This window comes from Microbacterium sp. CR_7, from assembly GCF_041954755.1.
Lineage (GTDB): Bacteria > Actinomycetota > Actinomycetes > Actinomycetales > Microbacteriaceae > Microbacterium.
Genome location: NZ_JAVAYF010000005.1, coordinates 139,027 through 156,289 on the forward strand (window position 1 = coordinate 139,027; position 17,263 = coordinate 156,289).

Annotated in this window: 15 protein-coding genes; 9 read left to right on the plus strand and 6 right to left on the minus strand. The window is 69.3% G+C overall.

Translation table 11 applies throughout. The annotated features are described in order from the left end of the window. The first annotated feature begins 28 nt into the window (after positions 1-28). The 6 genes from RAC81_RS12520 to RAC81_RS12545 all read left to right on the plus strand — a co-directional run bounded on the left by RAC81_RS12520 (position 29) and on the right by RAC81_RS12545 (position 7,203). Entirely contained in the window at positions 29-1,018 is a 990-nt protein-coding gene (locus RAC81_RS12520; protein ID WP_375082657.1) for a DMT family transporter, read from the plus strand. 230 nt (positions 1,019-1,248) lie between these two features. Next, a complete protein-coding gene (locus RAC81_RS12525) occupies positions 1,249-1,956 on the plus strand; it encodes a GntR family transcriptional regulator (RefSeq protein ID WP_375082658.1) in 708 nt (235 codons plus the stop codon). Between the two features lie 8 nt (positions 1,957-1,964). After that, positions 1,965-3,491: an MmgE/PrpD family protein gene (locus tag RAC81_RS12530; protein WP_375082659.1), complete on the plus strand. Its 1,527-nt coding sequence runs from the start codon at positions 1,965-1,967 to the stop codon at positions 3,489-3,491. Between the two features lie 89 nt (positions 3,492-3,580). Next, positions 3,581-4,483, plus strand: coding sequence for a methylisocitrate lyase (prpB, locus tag RAC81_RS12535; protein ID WP_375082660.1), 903 nt, complete (start codon positions 3,581-3,583; stop codon positions 4,481-4,483). A 2-nt stretch (positions 4,484-4,485) separates the two neighbouring features. Continuing rightward, the gene (locus tag RAC81_RS12540; protein WP_375082661.1) at positions 4,486-5,619 is read left to right on the plus strand and encodes a bifunctional 2-methylcitrate synthase/citrate synthase; all 1,134 of its coding nucleotides are present in this window, start codon (positions 4,486-4,488) and stop codon (positions 5,617-5,619) included. Between the two features lie 102 nt (positions 5,620-5,721). Beyond that, entirely contained in the window at positions 5,722-7,203 is a 1,482-nt protein-coding gene (locus tag RAC81_RS12545) for an MFS transporter (protein WP_375082662.1), read from the plus strand. Between the two features lie 103 nt (positions 7,204-7,306). Here RAC81_RS12545 and RAC81_RS12550 read toward each other — a convergent pair whose 3' ends face one another. From RAC81_RS12550 to RAC81_RS12570, 5 genes are all read right to left on the minus strand, one after another. After that, the gene (locus tag RAC81_RS12550; RefSeq protein ID WP_375082663.1) at positions 7,307-8,830 is read right to left on the minus strand and encodes an alpha-N-arabinofuranosidase; all 1,524 of its coding nucleotides are present in this window, start codon (positions 8,828-8,830) and stop codon (positions 7,307-7,309) included. Positions 8,831-8,871: 41 nt separating this feature from the next. Further along, positions 8,872-9,792, minus strand: a complete 921-nt coding sequence (locus RAC81_RS12555; RefSeq protein ID WP_375082664.1) for a carbohydrate ABC transporter permease — start codon at positions 9,790-9,792, stop codon at positions 8,872-8,874. Further along, positions 9,792-10,739: a carbohydrate ABC transporter permease gene (locus tag RAC81_RS12560; protein WP_375082665.1), complete on the minus strand. Its 948-nt coding sequence runs from the start codon at positions 10,737-10,739 to the stop codon at positions 9,792-9,794. Before RAC81_RS12560 ends, RAC81_RS12555 begins: the two co-directional genes overlap by 1 nt. After that, positions 10,736-12,073 (minus strand): extracellular solute-binding protein, encoded by a 1,338-nt coding sequence (locus RAC81_RS12565; RefSeq protein WP_375082666.1) that lies wholly within the window; start codon positions 12,071-12,073, stop codon positions 10,736-10,738. The genes RAC81_RS12560 and RAC81_RS12565 overlap by 4 nt, the downstream gene beginning before the upstream one ends. Positions 12,074-12,169: 96 nt before the next feature. Further along, a complete protein-coding gene (locus RAC81_RS12570; protein WP_375082667.1) occupies positions 12,170-13,216 on the minus strand; it encodes a LacI family DNA-binding transcriptional regulator in 1,047 nt (348 codons plus the stop codon). Positions 13,217-13,294: 78 nt separating this feature from the next. Here RAC81_RS12570 and RAC81_RS12575 point away from each other — a divergent pair, with 78 nt between their 5' ends. Together RAC81_RS12575 and RAC81_RS12580 are read left to right on the plus strand one after the other, a co-directional pair. Then, positions 13,295-14,554 carry an FAD-binding protein gene (locus RAC81_RS12575; RefSeq protein WP_375082668.1) on the plus strand — a complete coding sequence of 420 codons (1,260 nt, stop codon included), beginning with the start codon at positions 13,295-13,297 and terminating at the stop codon, positions 14,552-14,554. 102 nt (positions 14,555-14,656) lie between these two features. Then, positions 14,657-15,235, plus strand: coding sequence for an NADPH-dependent FMN reductase (locus RAC81_RS12580; protein ID WP_375082669.1), 579 nt, complete (start codon positions 14,657-14,659; stop codon positions 15,233-15,235). A 74-nt stretch (positions 15,236-15,309) separates the two neighbouring features. On the opposite strand, the gene RAC81_RS12585 is transcribed toward RAC81_RS12580, so the two are convergent. Further along, complete coding sequence (locus RAC81_RS12585; RefSeq protein ID WP_375082670.1) at positions 15,310-16,155, minus strand: NAD-dependent epimerase/dehydratase family protein; 846 nt, start codon at positions 16,153-16,155, stop codon at positions 15,310-15,312. 66 nt (positions 16,156-16,221) lie between these two features. On the opposite strand from RAC81_RS12585, the gene RAC81_RS12590 reads away from it, so the two are divergent. Next, positions 16,222-17,223: a LacI family DNA-binding transcriptional regulator gene (locus RAC81_RS12590; RefSeq protein ID WP_375082901.1), complete on the plus strand. Its 1,002-nt coding sequence runs from the start codon at positions 16,222-16,224 to the stop codon at positions 17,221-17,223. Positions 17,224-17,263 lie beyond the last annotated feature (40 nt).

Genomic DNA, 17,263 nt, shown 5'->3' on the forward strand with positions numbered 1-17,263 from the left:
ACTCCGTGCGCGAGTAGCGTCACTTCTCATGGGCACCATCACCGATGACAAGAGAGTCGCGGGCGTGCGCCTTGGCCTGCCGCTGGCGGTCGCCGCCGCGTTCTCGTTCGGCATGTCCGGTGCCTGGGCGCGCGGGCTCATCGACGCAGGATGGTCACCGGGCGCGGCCGTCACCGTGCGCGTCTGGGTCGCCGCGCTCGTCCTGCTGATCCCCGCGGTCCTGTCTCTTCGCGGGAGGTGGGGCGCGCTGCGCAAGAACGCCGGGATGGTCGCCGCCTACGGACTCCTCGCCGTCGCGGCGACACAGCTCTGCTACTTCCAGGCCGTCGCCGTCATGGACGTCGGCATCGCCCTGCTCATCGAGTACACGGCGCCGATCGCCGTCATCCTCTGGCTGTGGCTGCGCCGTGGCGAGAAGCCCAGCCGGCGCAGCGTGATCGGCGCCGTGATCGCCTTCGTCGGACTCGTCCTCATGCTCGACATCGTCACGGGTGCCGAGGTCAACGTGCCCGGCATCCTCTGGGCACTCGCCGCGATGGTCGGCGCCGCGAGCTACTTCCTGCTCTCGGCGAGAGCCGACACCGGGCTCCCGCCGATCGCGCTCGCGGGCGGAGGGCTGCTGCTCGGAGCGGTCGGCCTCGCGGTCGCCGGTGCCGTCGGCATCCTTCCCCTCGCCTGGACGACCGACGACATCACCTACCGCTTCGGCACCGTGCCGTGGTTCGTCCCCGTGCTCGCGATCGGCCTCATCGCGACCGCGCTCGCCTACCTGCTCGGCATCGCATCGACCAGGATGCTGGGCTCGCGCCTCGCCTCGTTCGTCGCCCTGTCCGAGGTCGTGGCCGCGCTGCTGTTCGGCTGGCTGCTGCTCGGTCAGCTCCCGGATCTGCTGCAGGCCCTCGGCGGAGCGCTCGTGCTCGTGGGGGTCGTGGTCGTCAAGCTCGGCGAGCCCGCGTCGGCGGATGCTGTCTCTCCTCCTGCCCGGTTGGCACCTGCTGCCGGAATCCGCGAGGAATAACCGCACGAGGTGTCAACTGAATGTGCGAACACCGGGCACTGCTCGCGTTCGGTCGGCACCTGCTGCGGGAATTCTTCGCCAATTCCGGCGCGAGGTGCCAACTGAAGGTGAGCGGGCGGTGAGCCGGCGGGGAGCCCGCGGGGGCGGAGCTCGGACGGCTTGTGTATACGCGAGACGGCTTCGCGCGGCATCCTGGGTCGTAAGGGAGGCTTTGTGTATACACTGAAGGTATGTCCGTGGTCTCGACCGAGCGTCTCAGTGCGAGCAAGCGCGCGTATGCGACGCTGCTCGACGAGATCCAGTCCGGGGCTCTCCCGGCGGGATCCGTGCTCGGCGAGGTCGAGCAGGCCGCCCGTCTCGGCGTGAGCCGCACGCCGCTGCGCGAAGCGATCCGCCGACTCGCCGCCGACGGCCTCGTCGTGCAGCAGTCACCTCGGGTGACCGTCGTCGCCGACCTGGATGCCTCCGACATCCGCGCGCTGTTCGAGATCCGTCGCGCGCTGGAGGAGTCCTCGGCGCGCATCGCAGCCCAGCGAGGGGATGCCGAGCTGTTCGCCGCTCTCGCGCAGGAGTTCGCGCACGTCGAGCTCGACGCGCCGGCGGGACGCGACGACTACTACGCGCTCATCGCCCGCTTCGACGCGGCTCTCGACGAGGCCGTCGCCAACGACTACATCGCCTCGGCGCTCCGCACGGTGCGCACCCATCTCGTGCGGGTTCGGCGCATGGCGAAGGACAAGCCCGCGCGACTCGCAGCCTCCGCCGCGGAGCACCGCACGATCGCCGAGGCGCTCGCCGCCCGTGACGGCGATCTCGCCGCGCACGCGACCCACGTGCACCTGCACAACGCGCTCGCGGGGATCCTGGAATCCCTGGATGCTGCGGGGGAACGCGTTTCGTCTCGCTCCGCTCGCTCAACGATCTCTGCCGAACGATAGGAATACCCATGACCGTCACGCACCACGTCCGCGTCCACCCGAGCTCCGAGAACCTCGCGCGCGAGGACCAGCTCGCCTGGAAGATCGCCGAGGTCGCCGCCGACCCCGTCGAGGTCGAGCCCGCGGTCGTCGACATGATCATCAACCGCATCATCGACAACGCGTCGGTGGCCGCGGCATCCCTCACCCGTGCGCCGATCGTCGCCGCTCGCGCGCAGGCGTTCAGCCATCCCGTCTCGACCGGCGGGGCCGGCGCGACCGTGTTCGGCGCCGCGCTCGACCACCGGACGAGCCCGGAGTGGGCGGCCTGGGCGAACGGCGTGGCGGTGCGCGAGCTCGACTATCACGACACGTTCCTCGCGGCGGAGTACTCGCACCCCGGCGACAACATCCCCCCGATCATCGCGGTCGCCCAGCACGTGGGCTCCGACGGCCGGGCGCTCGTGCGCGCGATCGCCACCGGGTACGAGATCCAGATGGACCTCGTGCGCGCGATCTGCCTGCACAAGCACAAGATCGACCACGTCGCGCACCTCGGACCGTCGGCCGCCGCGGGCATCGGCACCCTGCTCGGACTCGACGTCGAGACGATCTACCAGGCGGTCGGCCAGGCGCTGCACACGACCACGGCGACCCGGCAGAGCCGCAAGGGCGAGATCTCGACCTGGAAGGCGCACGCCCCCGCCTTCGCCGGCAAGATGGCGGTCGAGGCCGTCGACCGCGCGATGCGCGGCCAGACCAGCCCCGCGCCGATCTACGAGGGCGAGGACGGCGTGATCGCCTGGATGCTCGACGGCAAGGATGCCGCGTACGAGGTGCCGCTTCCGGCATCCGGCGAAGCGAAGCGCGCGATCCTCGACTCGTACACGAAGGAGCACTCGGCGGAGTACCAGGCCCAGGCGTGGATCGACCTCGCCCGCAAGCTCGGCACTGCCAACCCGGCGCTGCGCGACCCCGCGAACATTGAGAGCATCGTCTTGCACACGAGCCACCACACGCACTACGTGATCGGGTCGGGCGCAAACGATCCGCAGAAGTACGACCCCACCGCCTCTCGCGAGACGCTCGACCACTCGATCCCGTACATCTTCGCGGTGGCCCTGCAGGACGGCGGCTGGCACCACGTGGACTCCTACACGCCCGAGCGGGCCGGGCGCCCCGACACGGTCGCGCTGTGGCACAAGATCACCACGGCCGAGGATGCCGAGTGGACGCGCCGCTACCACTCCGAGAACCCCGACGTGAAGGCGTTCGGCGGCCGCGTGGAGTTCCGCCTCGCCGACGGCACGACCGTGGTCGACGAGATCGCCGTCGCCGACGCGCACCCGCTCGGCGCCCGACCGTTCGCACGAGCGGACTACATCGCGAAGTTCCGTCTGCTCGCCGAGCCCATGCTGGAGCCGGCCGAGATCGAGCGCTTCCTCGAGCTCGTGCAGCGTCTGCCCGAGCTCACCGCGGCCGAGGTCGGCGAGCTGTCGATCATCGCGAAGCCCGGGCTGCTCGACGCCGCCGAGGTGCCGAAGGGGCTGTTCTGATGGCGCCCCTCCCGTTTCGAATCGCTTGAAATGCAACTTTTCGACCGGGCTTGCTGCAAATCACGCGATTCGAAACAGAAGGAGAACTGATGCTGTACTCCACGACGACGCCCGCCGAGAAGCGGCGGCTGTTCCGTGAGCGTCTCGCTTCGGGTGAGCTGCTGCGCTTCCCGGGCGCCTTCAACCCGCTGAGCGCCAAGCTCATCGAGCAGAAGGGCTTCGACGGCGTCTACATCTCGGGCGCTGTGCTGTCGGCCGACCTGGGCCTGCCCGACATCGGCCTCACGACGCTGACCGAGGTCGCCGGACGCGCGAAGCAGATCGCCCGCATGACCGACATCCCCGCGATCGTCGACGCCGACACCGGCTTCGGCGAGCCGATGAACGTCGCCCGCACGATTCAGGAACTCGAAGACGCCGGGCTCGCCGGCACGCACATCGAGGACCAGATCAACCCCAAGCGCTGCGGCCACCTCGACGGCAAGAGCGTCGTCGACGAGAACACCGCGATCAAACGCATCCGCGCCGCCGCCGATGCGCGCCGCGACGACAACTTCCTCATCATGGCGCGCACCGACATCCGCGCCATCGACGGACTGGATGCCGCGATCGATCGCGCCAAGGCGCTGGTGGATGCCGGGGCCGACGCGGTCTTCCCCGAGGCGATGCGCGACCTCGCCGAGTTCGAGGCCATGGCGAGCGCGCTCGACGTGCCGATCCTCGCCAACATGACCGAGTTCGGCAAGAGCGACCTGTTCTCGACGACGCAGTTGCAGGCGGCGGGGGTGAGCATGGTGATCTGGCCGGTCTCGCTGCTGCGCATCGCGATGGGCGCGGCGGGCCGTGCTCTCGATACGCTGAACGACGAGGGGCACCTGACCTCGCAGCTCGGCGAGATGCAGCACCGCGCCGATCTCTACGACCTGATCGACTACGAGTCGTACAACCACTTCGACTCCGGGGTCTTCAACTTCACCATCACGAAGGAGTGAGCATGAGCGAACCGGACATCAGGAAGGGTCTCGCGGGGGTCGTCGTCGACACCACGGCGATCTCGAAGGTCAACCCCGAGACGAACAGCCTGCTCTACCGCGGGTACCCCGTGCAGGAGCTGGCCGACACCCAGCCGTTCGAGGCCGTCGCCTACCTGCTGTGGCACGGTGAGCTGCCGACCCCCGAGGAGCTCGCCGCCTTCCGCCATGAAGAGCGCAGACACCGCGCGCTCGCCGAGAACGTCAAGCAGGCGATCGACCTCATCCCGCTCGAGGCGCACCCCATGGACGAGGTGCGCACGGCGGTGAGCGTGATCGGGGCCTCCGATCCCGGCGCCGGGGGCTCGGTGCTCAACGCGGGCGGGAGCCCCGAAGAGAACCTCGAGCGCAGCATCCGCCTCTTCGCCGCTCTTCCGGCGATCGTCGCCTACGGACAGCGTCGTCGTCGCGGGCACGCGATCATCGAGCCGCGCGACGACCTCGACTACTCCTCGAACTTCCTCTGGATGACGTTCGGCGAGGAGCCCGACCCCGTGGTCGTCGACGCCTTCAACCGCTCGATGATCCTGTACGCGGAGCACTCGTTCAATGCGTCGACCTTCACCGCGCGGGTCATCACCTCGACGCTCAGCGACCTGTACTCGGCCGTGGTCGGCGCGATCGGCGCCCTCAAGGGACCGCTGCACGGCGGCGCGAACGAGGCCGTGCTGCACATCTTCGACGAGATCGGGGATGCCGGGAACGTCGAGGCGTGGCTCGACAAGGCCCTTGCCGAGAAGCGCAAGATCATGGGCTTCGGGCACCGCGTGTACAAGAACGGCGATTCGCGGGTGCCGACCATGAAGGCGGCGCTCGACACGCTCGTCGCGCACTACGACAAGCCCGAGGTCGCCGCGCTGTACGACGCCCTCGAGTCGGACTTCGTGGCGCGCAAGGGCATCCACCCGAACCTCGACTACCCGTCGGGACCGGCGTACAACCTCATCGGCTTCGACACGCTCACCTTCACGCCGCTGTTCGTCGCCGCGCGGGTGACGGGGTGGACCGCGCACGTCATCGAGCAGGCGAGCGCGAACGCGCTGATCCGTCCGCTCTCGCACTACGACGGCGTCGACGAGAGGCACGTGCAGAGCTGACGCTTAGCGCGCGGCGCGCTCGGAATCAAGCGGTCGCGCCGAATCGCGTCGGAGGAGTATCACTGATCCGGGACCTCGGTGGTCCTGTGTGAAGGAGGCTCCATGTCCGCGTCGGATGTCAACGTCAAGGAGGTCCGGTCGCTCGTCCCCGCGCGCATGGACCGGCTGCCCTGGGCGCGATTCCACTGGATGATCGTCGTCGGGCTCGGGTTCTCATGGATCCTCGACGGCCTCGAGGTGCAGATCGTCGCTGCGAACGGCTACGCGGCGACCCTCGGCATGGGACCGGCGGAGGTCGGCCTCGCCGGTACCTGCTACCTGCTCGGCCAGGTCTTCGGCGCGCTGGTGTTCGGGCGCCTCACCGACCGGCTCGGGCGCAAGAAGCTCTTCATCCTGTCGCTCGCGGTGTACCTGGTCGGATCAGCGGTCGCCGGCCTCGCGTTCGCGCCGTGGTTCTTCTACATCTGGCGCTTCGTCGCCGGCGCCGGCATCGGCGGGGAGTACGCGGCGATCAACTCGGCGATCGACGAGATCATCCCGGCGAAGTACCGCGGACGCGTCGACATCGCCATCAACGGCACGTACTGGGGCGGTGCGGCCCTCGGCGCCGTCGCGAACCTGTTCTTCCTGAACACCGACATCCTCCCGGAGGACCTCGGCTGGCGCCTCAGCTTCTTCCTGGGGCCGATCCTCGGACTGCTGATCATCTGGCTGCGCCGACACATCCCCGAGAGCCCCCGCTGGCAGATGACGCACGGCCGCGAGGACGAGGCCGAGCGCAACGTCGACGGCATCGAGAAGCGCATCCGCGAGGAGGGCAAGGAGATCCCGCCCGTCGACGAGTCGAAGGCGATCACCGTGAAGGAGTACGGCCAGGTGCCGTTCCTCGTGATCGCGAAGGTGCTCTTCAAGAAGTATCCGCGGCGGACCCTCGTCGGGATCACGATGATGGTGACGCAGTCGTTCCTCTACAACGCGATCTTCTTCACCTACGCGCTCGTACTCGAGAACTTCTACGACACCCCACCCGCGTCGGCGTCGCAGTACTTCATCATCTTCGCGGTCGGCAACCTCGCCGGCGCACTCGTGCTCGGCCACTTCTTCGACACGTGGGGACGGCGACGGATGCTGTTCCTCACCTACGTCCTCGCGGGGTCGATCCTGCTCGTCAGCGCCTTCCTGTTCAACGCGGGAGTGCTGAACGCCGGCACCCACACGGCCTTCTGGTGCGCCTCGTTCTTCTTCGCCTCAGCCGGCGCCTCGGCGGCATATCTCACCGTCAGCGAGATCTTCCCGCTGGAGCTGCGCAGCCAGGTCATCTCGTACGTCTTCTCGATCGGCCAGCTCGTCGGCGCGATCGCTCCGGTGCTCTACGGCTCGCTGATCGGTCAGAGCGCCGAGACCGGAGACCGCGGTCCGCTGTTCTGGGGGTACGTGCTCGGCTCGGGGATCATGATCTTCGGCGGGGTCGTGTGCGGGATCTTCGGCGTGAGCGCGGCGGGCAAGTCGCTCGAGGACATCGCCGACCCGCTGTCGCTCGTCGAAGCGGGAGAGAAGCCGGTGACCCCTGACAGAGGTCGTTGAGCGAGGAGAGAAGCACCGAGACGAAACGCGGTGAGGGGCGTTGGACGCATTCTCACCGCGTTTCGTCTCGCTCGGCTTCGCCGGGCTCGCTCGACGACCGGGGCTACGCCAGCTCGATCACCGACCACGACAGCGGCGGCAGGGTCGCCCGCACGGCGCCGTCGACGACCTCGGCCGCGCCGAGAGGCACCATGTGCACGGCATCCGGGGTCGTCTCCAGGTTCGACGTGTGGCGGTCGCCGCCCTCCGGGATCGTCAGGGTCTCGGCGTTCACGACGCGCAGGTCCCCGAGGCCGTGCAGGTCGACCGTGAGGTCGCTCTCCTCGGCGAGCGAGCGGTTCGCCACGAAGACGACGACCCGTCCGGACGCCTCGTCCCAGGTGGCGGCGGCGTCGACGGCATCCACCCCGCCGTAGCGCTTCGTCTCGATCTGCGGGGCCGAGACGGCGAGACGCAGGATGCGCCCCTTCGCCAGGCGCGCCATCCGCTCGAAGGGCCAGAAGCTCGTCTGGCGCCACGCGGCCCCGCCCTCCTCCGACCGGATCGGCGCGATCACGTTCACGAGCTGGGCCTGGTTGGCGATCTTCACGCGGTCGCCGTGGCGCAGCAGGCTGTTGAGCAGGGTGCCGACCACGACGGCGTCCGTGACGTTGTACGTGTCCTCGATGAGACGCGGATGCTGTCGCCAGCCGGCCTTCGCGATCTCCTTCGCCTCCACGTCGTTGTACTTCACCTGGTCCCACACGTTCCACTCGTCGAACGAGATGTCGATCTGCTTGGTGTGCTTGCCGGCGGCCTTGACCGCGTCGACGGTCGCGATGACTCCCTCGATGAAGGCGTCCATGTCGACCGACTCGGCGAGGAACGACTCGGCGTCGCCGTCGTGCTCCTGGTAGTAGGCGTGCATCGAGACGAAGTCGACCTCGTCGTAGGCATGAGTGAGCACCGTGTGCTCCCAGGTGCCGAAGGTCGGCATCGAGCGCCCGGACGACCCGACGGCCACCAGCTCGATCGTCGGGTCGACCAGGCGCATCGCCTTCGCGGCCTCCTGTGCGAGCCGGCCGTACTCGGTCGCGGTCTTGCCGCCGATCTGCCACGGGCCGTCGAGCTCGTTGCCGAGGCACCACAACTTGATGTCGAAGGGCTGCTCGGCACCGTTCTTGCGCCGCAGGTCCGACCAGTAGGTGCCTGAGGGGTGGTTCGCGTACTCGACGAGCGCCCTGGCCTCCTCGACTCCGCGGGTGCCGAGGTTGATCGCCTCCATCACCTCGACCTCGGCATCCTTCGCCCAGTCCATGAACTCGTGCAGGCCGAAGGCGTTGGTCTCGATCGTGTGCCATGCGCCGTCGATGCGCACCGGGCGGTCCTCGGCCGGGCCGACGCCGTCTTCCCAGCGGTACCCCGAGACGAAGTTGCCGCCGGGGTAGCGGACGACGGTCGGTCCCATCTCCTTCACCAGCGCGAGGACGTCCTGACGGAAGCCGCGCTCGTCGGCCTGCGGGTGACCCGGTTCGTAGATGCCGGTGTACACGCAGCGCCCCATGTGCTCGACGAACGAGCCGAAGAGCCTCCGGGGGACGTCGGCGATCGTGAAGTCGCGGTCGATGGTGATGCGGGCCTGAGACATTGCTCTCCTTGCAGTGGGCCGTGATGGGTGGGGATGCGGGACTACTGACCGCCGAAGCCGCTGGTCGCGACTCCCTTGACGATCTGCTTCTGGAAGATGAGGAACACGACGATGAGCGGTACGGCGGCGAGCACCGCCTGCGCCATGACCTGCGCGTACTGCACGCCGTAGGCACTGATCACCGTCTGGAGCCCGACCGGCAGCGTCATGAGCGTCGTGTCGCCTACGACGAGGAACGGCCAGAGGAAGTTGTTCCACGCGGTGATGAACACGAAGATCGCGACGGAGGCGAGGATCGGCCGCGAGAGCGGCAGCACGATCGACCAGAAGATGCGGAACCGTCCCGCGCCGTCGACCCGCGCGGCGTCTTCGAGCTCGATCGGAACAGCGTCGAAGAACCGCTTGAGGATGAACACCATCGCCGGGGCGACCACCTGCGGGAGGATGAGGCCCCAGTACGTGTCGATGAGGTTGAACGCGAGCATCTCGTAGAACAGCGGGATGATCAGCACCTGCGGCGGCACGACGATCGAGGCGATGATCACGACGAACAGCCACCGACGGCCGGTGGAGTCGAGCCGCGAGAGGGCGTATGCCGCCAGCGCGGAGATGGCGAGCGTGATCAGCGTGATCGCCGCCGAGGTCCACAGGCTGTTGAACGCCCAGGTGTAGACGTTGCCCTGCGACAGGATCGCGACGAACGCGTCGATCGTCGGTCCGGAGGCGCCGATCCATCCGGGGTCGCCCGACGCGGCATCCGTCTCGGTCTTGAAGGCGGTCGCGACCGCCCAGAGGAAGGGCAGCAGCCAGCCGACGGCGAGCAGGAGCAGCACGACGAACGCCGTGATTCGAAGCGGGCCGAACGGCTTCTGGCCGGGCAGGCGGGTGCGGCGCGGTGCTCCGGTCGCGGCGGTCGTGATCGTCTCGGTGGCGGTGGGAGCGGTGGTCGTGGTGGTGGACATCAGAGCTGCTCCTTCCGGCGGCGCGTGATGAGCGCCTGCGCGACGCCGATGATGACGATGAGGGCGAAGAAGACGTACGAGATCGCGGCCGAGTAGCCGAACCGGTAGCTCACGAAACCGGCTTCGTAGATGTACTGCACGATCGAGCGGGTCGTGTCGCTCGCGACCCCTCCGAGCATCTGGTACGCCTGGTCGAACAGCTTGAGCGAGGCGAGGATCTGCAGGATGAGGATGAGGACCGTCGCCGGGCCGAGCTGCGGGAGCGTGATCGACCAGAACTGGCGCCATGCGCCGGCCCCGTCGAGGGATGCCGCCTCGTACTGCTGCGGCGGAATGTTCTGCATCGCTGCGAGGTAGAGGAGGAAGTTGAATCCGACGGTCCACCACACGGTCGCGATCACGATCGAGAGCATGTTCGTGTCGGGGTTCTGCAGCCAGGCGATCGGCTCGAGTCCGAAGAACTCGAGGATGTTGTTGGCCGCGCCCACCTGCGGATTGAAGATCCAGACCCAGATCTGCGAGATCACCGTCGAGGCGAGCAGGAACGGCATGAAGAACGACAGACGCCACAGCCATTGACCGGGGATGCCGCGGTCGACGAGCGCCGCCATGAGCAGGGCGATCACGACGAGCGGAACGGTCGACAGCAGCGTGAACCACACCGTGTTGCCCATCGACTGCCACATCTTCGGGTCGCCGAGGGCTTCGGCGTAGTTCGCGAACCCGACGAACGCGCCGCCGGCGCCCGTGAGGGACTGGTCGGTGAAGCTCAGGATGATGCCGTGGATGATCGGCCAGACGAGGAACAGGGCGAACGCGACGAGGAACGGCGCGAGGAACGCCCAGCTGATGAGCTGCTCGCGCCCGCGGGAGCCCGCCCGCCGGCCGCGGGGCGTCGTGCGCGAGCCGGTGACGATGGTGCGCGTGGAATCGGTGACGGCGGTCATGACGCGAACGCCCCCTCCGGGTCAGCCGGATTGGGCTGTCGCAGGAGCGCGTTGACCCGCGCCTCGAAGCGGTCGATCGCTGCTGCCGGGTCATCGCCCGACAGCAGAACGCCCTGCACGGCCGCGCCGAACTCGCTCTGGAAGTTCGATCCGGAGCCGGTGAACCACGCCGTGGGGTCGTAGACGACGTGCTGCGCCGCCTCCGCGTAGTGCGCCTGGGGGATGAGGTCGTCGTACTCGGGCGACTCGGTGACCGGGAGGAACGCGGGGATGTGACCGGCCTCGGCCCAGCCGAACGAGCCCTTGAGCATGTCGGCGACGAAACGGTACGTCAGCGCGCGCTTGTCGGGATCGGCGTTGGTCTGGTGCGGGAGCACGAAGGAGTGCGAATCGGCGTAGACCGCGGGAGTGCCATAGAGCGTCGGGATCATGGTGGCGTCGAACGGCAGGTCGGCGCTCTGCATGGTGCGCAGCTCCCAGACGCCGGTGAACAGCATCCCGCTCTTGCCCGTCGCGAACTCGGCGATCGCGCTGCCGTAGTCGGCCTGGGCGAGGGCGATCTCGCCGTCGAGCAGGGTGGTCATGAGCGTGAGCGCCTCGACGGCGGCATCCTTGTCGATCACCGCCGTGCCGCCGGCCGGCAGCTCCATCGCGGCGCCGTGCTGCGAGTAGAAGGTGTAGAAGAGGCGCCACATCTGCGCGCCGTCGCCGAGGTAGCCGAACGAGAGCGCATGCCCCTCGGCGGAGCCGCCGATCGCGCGCAGCTGATCGACGAACTCCTCGGGCGACGTGGTGGGCAGCAGTCGTCCCTCGCTGTCGAGCACGCCCGCCGCGTCGCAGATGTCGCTGTTGAACATCGCCACGAACGGGTGGGCGTCGAGCGCGACGCTGTACATGTTCTCGCCGACGAAGCCCTTCTCCCAGATGGGCTTCGGGAAGGCGGAGGAGTCGACGCCGAGGGATGCGAGCTCATCGAGATCCCACGGGTCGAGCAGGCCGCCCGGCGCCCAGCCCACGGTGCGGGTGGCGTGCATGATCGCGACATCGGGGGCGCGGCCGCCTGCTCCGGCCATGGCGAGCTTGGTGTAGTACGGGGTGCCCCAGGCCAGCACCGTGGGGCGGACGCGGTAGGCGCTCTGCGCGGCGTTCGCCGTGTCGAGCAGCTGCGACATCGTGACGCCGTCGCCGCCCGACAGCAGATGCCAGAACTGCAGCGTCTTCGCGGTCGAGCCGGGGGTCGTGCCCGGTGCGCATCCTGCGAGCAGGGCGGCGCCGGCCATGACGGAGGCGGCGGTGAGGAACTGCCGTCTGGACAGATCGAGCGGGGGCGTCATCGTCACTCCTTCGTGACTGCGGTCAGGGTCGCTACATCATTACATCGATGTAATCGCGGAGCAAGAGCGAGTTCCGGAGCACGACAGCGCCCCGGATCAGGGGTGGTAGCCGGCGGGGCTGCCCTCGGTGCTCGCCCGTTCGAGGAGCTGGTGCGAGAGCGTCAGGCCTCGTGGCGGCACCGTGCGGTCGTCCATGCGCGACTCCAGCAGGGCGAGCGCCGCATCGGCGAACGCGCGGCGGTCGAACGCGACGGTCGTGAGCGCGGGCGAGGTGTAGCGCGAGAACTCCACGTCGTCGAAGCCGGTCACGATGACGTCGTGCGGAACCCGCACGCTGTGGTCGTGCAGGGCGTGCAGCGCGCCGAGCGCCAGGCTGTCGGTGAACGCGATGATCGCGTCGAAGGCGACACCGCGACGGAACAGGGTCTCGACGCCGAGCGCGCCGCCGGTCATCGACCACGGCATCGGGTTGACCTCGAGCGCGGTGTCTCGAGGGATGCCCGCCTCGCGGAGGGCGTCGTGCACCCCCTCGAGGCGCAGTCTGCTCGTCGCGGTGGCGAAGTTCGGGTCGTCGTCTGCGCCGATCACGGCGATGCGTCGCGCGCCTCGCGCCAGCACGTGCCGGGCGACCTCGGCCGCCGCCCGGCGGCTGTCGATGCGTACGTGATCGGCGCGGTTCTGCTCGACCTCACCGAGCACCACGAGCGGCGGCAGCCGGTCGGCGTACCTCAGCACGCTGTCCTCGAGCCGGATCGGGTTGAGGATCAGCCCGTCGACGAGATGCGCGCGGGCCCGCGAGACGAGCTCGCGCTCCCGCTCGGGGTCGATCGCGGTCTCCTCGATCTGCACGGCGAGCCCGCGGTCGTGCGCGGCGTCGACGATCCGATGCATGAGCTCGGCCGAGAACGCGGTCGCGAGGTCGGGGAGGGCGACCGCGATGATCCCGGAGCGTCCCTTGCGCAGCCCCCGCGCGCTGAGGTTCGGCACGAAGTCCAGCTGCGCCATCGCCGCCTCGACCTTGCGGCGGGTCTCCTCGCTCACCGTCGTCGTGCCGGTGACGACGTTCGAGACGGTCTTCGGCGAGACGCCGGCGAGCGCGGCGACGTCTTTCATCGTGGCTCGGGGAGGCGGCACCGCGGTCATCCGGTCAGCCTATCCGCGCTCGCCGCCGCGTGCTGGTTACAACGATGTACGGCCGAACGTGCTGACTATCATGGCGCCATGACGATCGAACGCAACTGGGCAGGCAACGTCGCATACCGGGCATCGCGCATCGAGCATCCGTCGTCGATCGACGAGTTGCAGGGGCTCGTCGCGCAGGGCGGTCCGATCCGGATGCTGGGGTCACGCCACTGCTTCAACGACATCGCCGACACGGACGGCGTGCTCGTGGCGCTCGATCGGATGCCGGCGGTGATCGAGGTGAACGAGGCGCGCGATGCCGTCCGCGTCTCGGGCGGGCTGCGGTACGGCGATCTGGCACCCCGGCTCGTCGCGGAGGGGCTCGCGCTGGCGAACCTCGCCTCGCTCCCGCACATCTCGGTCGCCGGAGCCGTGGCCACCGGCACACACGGATCGGGAGACGCCATCGGCTCGCTCGCGAGCGCCGTGCGCGCCCTCACGATCGTCACCCCGTCCGGCGACGTGCGGACGCTGCGCCGCGGCGAACCCGACTTCGACGGCGCGGTCGTGAGCCTCGGCGCGCTGGGCGCAGTGGTCGACCTCACGCTCGACGTCGAGCCGACCTACGACGTCGCGCAGCACGTGTTCGAGCACCCGTCGTGGGATGCGATCCTCGCCGACTTCGACGACGTGACCGGCGTCGGCACGAGCGTGAGCATCTTCTCGACGTGGCAGCACACCGATCAGGCCGACCAGATGTGGGTCAAGCAGCGCCTTCCCGAGGCGCGCGAACTGACCAGGGCCGACCTCTTCGACCGCCTCGGCGGTGAGTCGGCGACCACGAAACGCCACCCGATCCTCGGCGTCGACCCCGTCGCCTGCACCGAGCAGCTGGGTGTCCCGGGGCCGTGGTCCGAGCGCCTCCCGCACTTCAAGCTCGAGTTCACACCGTCGGCGGGCGCCGAGATCCAGAGCGAGTACCTCGTGCCGCGCTCCGACGCCGTCGCGGCCATCCAGGCCGTGCGCACGCTGGCCGGCCAGATCACGCCGCTGCTGCTCGTCAACGAGATCCGCACGGTCGCGGCCGACGAGCTGTGGCTGAGCTCATCGCACGGGACGGATGCCGTCGGCATCCACTTCACCTGGAAGCCCGATGAGGCCGCCGTGCGCGCCTTCCTGCCGACGCTCGAGGCGGCACTGCCCGCGACCGCGCGACCGCACTGGGGCAAGGTGTCCACGCTCGACGGCGCAGAGATGCGTTCGCGCTACCCACGATGGGCCGACTTCGCCGACCTGGCGGCCCGCATGGATCCGCAGCGGCGGCTGGTCAACCCGTACCTGGAGCATCTCGGCCTCTGATCCCGCCTCTCGTCGGAGCGAGGGTGGACGCGGCGGGATCTCGGGGCGAGACTGGACCGACCGCCGGGCATCGGACTCGGCGCCGGAAGCGAGGGAGCTCACATGGGATACAGAGTCGGATACTTCGTCGGAAGTCTGTCGTCGACGTCGATCAACCGGACCCTCGCGCACGCGCTGATCGCGCTGGCGCCCGACGACCTGGAGTTCTTCGAGATCCCGATCAAGGACCTGCCGCTGTACAGCCAGGACTTCGACGACTCCTACCCGCCGGTCGCCCAGGCGCTGAAGGAGGCCATCGATTCCGCGGATGCCGTGCTCTTCGTGACGCCCGAGTACAACCGGTCGATCCCCGGCGGGCTCAAGAATGCGATCGACTGGGCGTCGCGCCCCTGGGGACAGAACTCCTTCGACCACATCCCGGCAGCCGTCATCGGGGCCTCGGTCGGCGCGATCGGCACCGCGGTCGCCCAGCAGAGCCTGCGCGGGGTGCTCAGCTTCTGCAACGCGAGGCAGATGACGGCACCGGAGGCGTACATCCAGTTCACGCCCGAGCATTACTCCGATGACGGCACGGTCTCGCACCCCGACACGGCCGACTTCCTGCGCGGCTACATGGCGGAGTTCCGCGATCACATCGAGCGGGTGCTGACGGTGCTGCCGAGGGACACCCCCGACGCGTGACGTGGTCGCTTTCGAATCGCGCAACTGGTAACTCCACCGGCCGAAAAGTGACCATTTGCGCTATTCGAAAGCGGCTAGACGTGGTCGCGCCAGGAGTGCTGCGGGTCGAAGCCCAGCACCCGGCGCGCCCTGTCGATCGAGAGCAGGGTCTCGTTCGGGCCGAACTCGCCCTTCACCGGCACGTCGGCGAACACCTCGGCGAGCAGCTCGTCGTTGGGTCGCGACATCACGGTGTCGGCCGCGGCGATGATGAACCGGTCGAAGCCGGGCGCCGCGACCTCGAGCGCGCGCTGCACGGCCTGGGCGCCGTCGCGCGCGTCGATGTAGCCCCACAGATTCCATTTGCGCAGACGGGCATCGGCGTCGAAGGAGGGGAACTCGGCGTAGTCCTCCGGGTTCATCACGTTCGAGAACCGCAGCGCCGTGATCGACAGATCCGGGTGCCAGCGAACGAGCTCCGTCGCCAGGTGCTCCTCGAGCGTCTTCACGAGCGAGTACACCGACTCGGGCCGCGCCGGGTAGTCCTCGTCGACGGGGACGTACGGCGGCGGCACGTCGAACGGCAGGCCGAGAACGGTCTCGCTCGACGCGTAGACGATGCGACGGATGCCGAGCCGCACCGCCGCCCAGAACACGTTGAACGTGGCCGGCATGTTGTTGTGGAAGGTCGCGACGTCGCTGCGGATGCCCGGAGCGGGGATGGCGCCCAGGTGCACGACGGCGTCGATCCCGTCGTGTCGATCGCCGACCGCGGTGAGCGCGTCGACCACCTGGCCGTAGTCCGTGAGGTCGACCTGCACGAAGTCCGGCCCGCGGACTCCCGCGACGTCCATGCCGATGACCTCGTAGCCCTGGGCGCGGAGCTCCCGCGCGACGACGCTGCCGAGCTTGCCCGATGATCCGGTGAGTGCGATGCGCATGTCACCAGAGTGGCACGCCGTCGGGCGACGAGGGCCGCGCGGCATACACTCGTCCGCGTGGGTGACATGAGCGACGAGCGGCGACGCACCGTGGGCGTCCGCGACGTGGCGACACTCGCCGGAGTCTCCCGGCAGACCGTCTCGCGCGTCCTGAACGATCACCCCGAGGTGGCCGAGTCGACCCGCGAGCGCGTCGTCGCCGCGATGGACGAGCTCGGGTACCGCATGAACAACGCCGCCCGCGCCCTCGGCACCCGGCGGTCGCGCACGCTCGGCGTCCTCGCATCCGACGCCCTGCAGTACGGACCCTCGCGCAGCATCGCGGCGCTCGAGGCGTCGGCGCGACGCGCGGGCTACTGGGTGAGCGCGGCGTTCGCCGACGCGGGGGATGCCGAGGCGGTCGCGGCCGCGGTCGACCACCTCGTCGCGCAGGGCGTGGAGGGCGTCGTCGTCGTCGCGCCGCACGCGCGCACCCTCGAGGTGCTCGACGAGCTGCGCATCGGCGTGCCGGTCGTCACCCTGCACTCGGCCGACCGGGGAGCACGGGGTCTCTCCGTCGATCAGGCCGCCGGTGCCCGTCTCGCCGTGGCTGCGCTCGCCGATGCCGGGCACACACGCATCGCGCACCTGGCGGGCCCCGCCGACTGGCTCGAGGCCGAGTCGCGGGCCGAGGGGTTCGCGGCGGAGCTCGCGGCGCGCGGACTCGCCGCGGGGCCCGTGATCGCGGGGGACTGGTCAGCGGGTTCGGGGTACGCGGCCGTCGACCCCGTTCGCGCCGCGGCCGTCACGGCGGTGTTCGCCGCGAACGACCAGATGGCGCTCGGCCTCCTGGGCGGCCTGCACGAGGCCGGTCTGTCCGTGCCCGGCGACATCAGCGTCGTCGGGTTCGACGACATCCCCGACGCGGCCTTCTACTGGCCGAAGCTCACGACGGTGCGGCAGGACTTCGACGAGCTCGCCCGCCGTGCGGTCGCCGCGGTGATCGGCGGGGCAGAGGCGGTGGCACCCGACCTGTCGCCGGTCGCCCCCGTGCTGGTGCGGCGCGACTCCGTCGCCCCGCCGCGCTGACCCGCCTCGCGTGTCTTGACGTCGTAACGCCCCCGTGACA

What these genes read in the sequence shown, in the direction of transcription:
- prpB (WP_375082660.1), top strand. Translation starts at nt 3,581, where the DNA reads ATGCTGTACTCCACGACGACGCCCGCCGAGAAGCGGCGGCTGTTCCGT.
- RAC81_RS12530 (WP_375082659.1), top strand. Translation starts at nt 1,965, where the DNA reads ATGACCGTCACGCACCACGTCCGCGTCCACCCGAGCTCCGAGAACCTC.
- RAC81_RS12570 (WP_375082667.1), bottom strand. Translation starts at nt 13,216, where the DNA reads ATGACCGCGGTGCCGCCTCCCCGAGCCACGATGAAAGACGTCGCCGCG.
- RAC81_RS12545 (WP_375082662.1), top strand. Translation starts at nt 5,722, where the DNA reads ATGTCCGCGTCGGATGTCAACGTCAAGGAGGTCCGGTCGCTCGTCCCC.
- RAC81_RS12540 (WP_375082661.1), top strand. Translation starts at nt 4,486, where the DNA reads ATGAGCGAACCGGACATCAGGAAGGGTCTCGCGGGGGTCGTCGTCGAC.
- RAC81_RS12590 (WP_375082901.1), top strand. Translation starts at nt 16,222, where the DNA reads ATGAGCGACGAGCGGCGACGCACCGTGGGCGTCCGCGACGTGGCGACA.
- RAC81_RS12575 (WP_375082668.1), top strand. Translation starts at nt 13,295, where the DNA reads ATGACGATCGAACGCAACTGGGCAGGCAACGTCGCATACCGGGCATCG.
- RAC81_RS12520 (WP_375082657.1), top strand. Translation starts at nt 29, where the DNA reads ATGGGCACCATCACCGATGACAAGAGAGTCGCGGGCGTGCGCCTTGGC.
- RAC81_RS12525 (WP_375082658.1), top strand. Translation starts at nt 1,249, where the DNA reads ATGTCCGTGGTCTCGACCGAGCGTCTCAGTGCGAGCAAGCGCGCGTAT.
- RAC81_RS12550 (WP_375082663.1), bottom strand. Translation starts at nt 8,830, where the DNA reads ATGTCTCAGGCCCGCATCACCATCGACCGCGACTTCACGATCGCCGAC.
- RAC81_RS12585 (WP_375082670.1), bottom strand. Translation starts at nt 16,155, where the DNA reads ATGCGCATCGCACTCACCGGATCATCGGGCAAGCTCGGCAGCGTCGTC.
- RAC81_RS12555 (WP_375082664.1), bottom strand. Translation starts at nt 9,792, where the DNA reads ATGTCCACCACCACGACCACCGCTCCCACCGCCACCGAGACGATCACG.
- RAC81_RS12580 (WP_375082669.1), top strand. Translation starts at nt 14,657, where the DNA reads ATGGGATACAGAGTCGGATACTTCGTCGGAAGTCTGTCGTCGACGTCG.
- RAC81_RS12560 (WP_375082665.1), bottom strand. Translation starts at nt 10,739, where the DNA reads ATGACCGCCGTCACCGATTCCACGCGCACCATCGTCACCGGCTCGCGC.
- RAC81_RS12565 (WP_375082666.1), bottom strand. Translation starts at nt 12,073, where the DNA reads ATGACGCCCCCGCTCGATCTGTCCAGACGGCAGTTCCTCACCGCCGCC.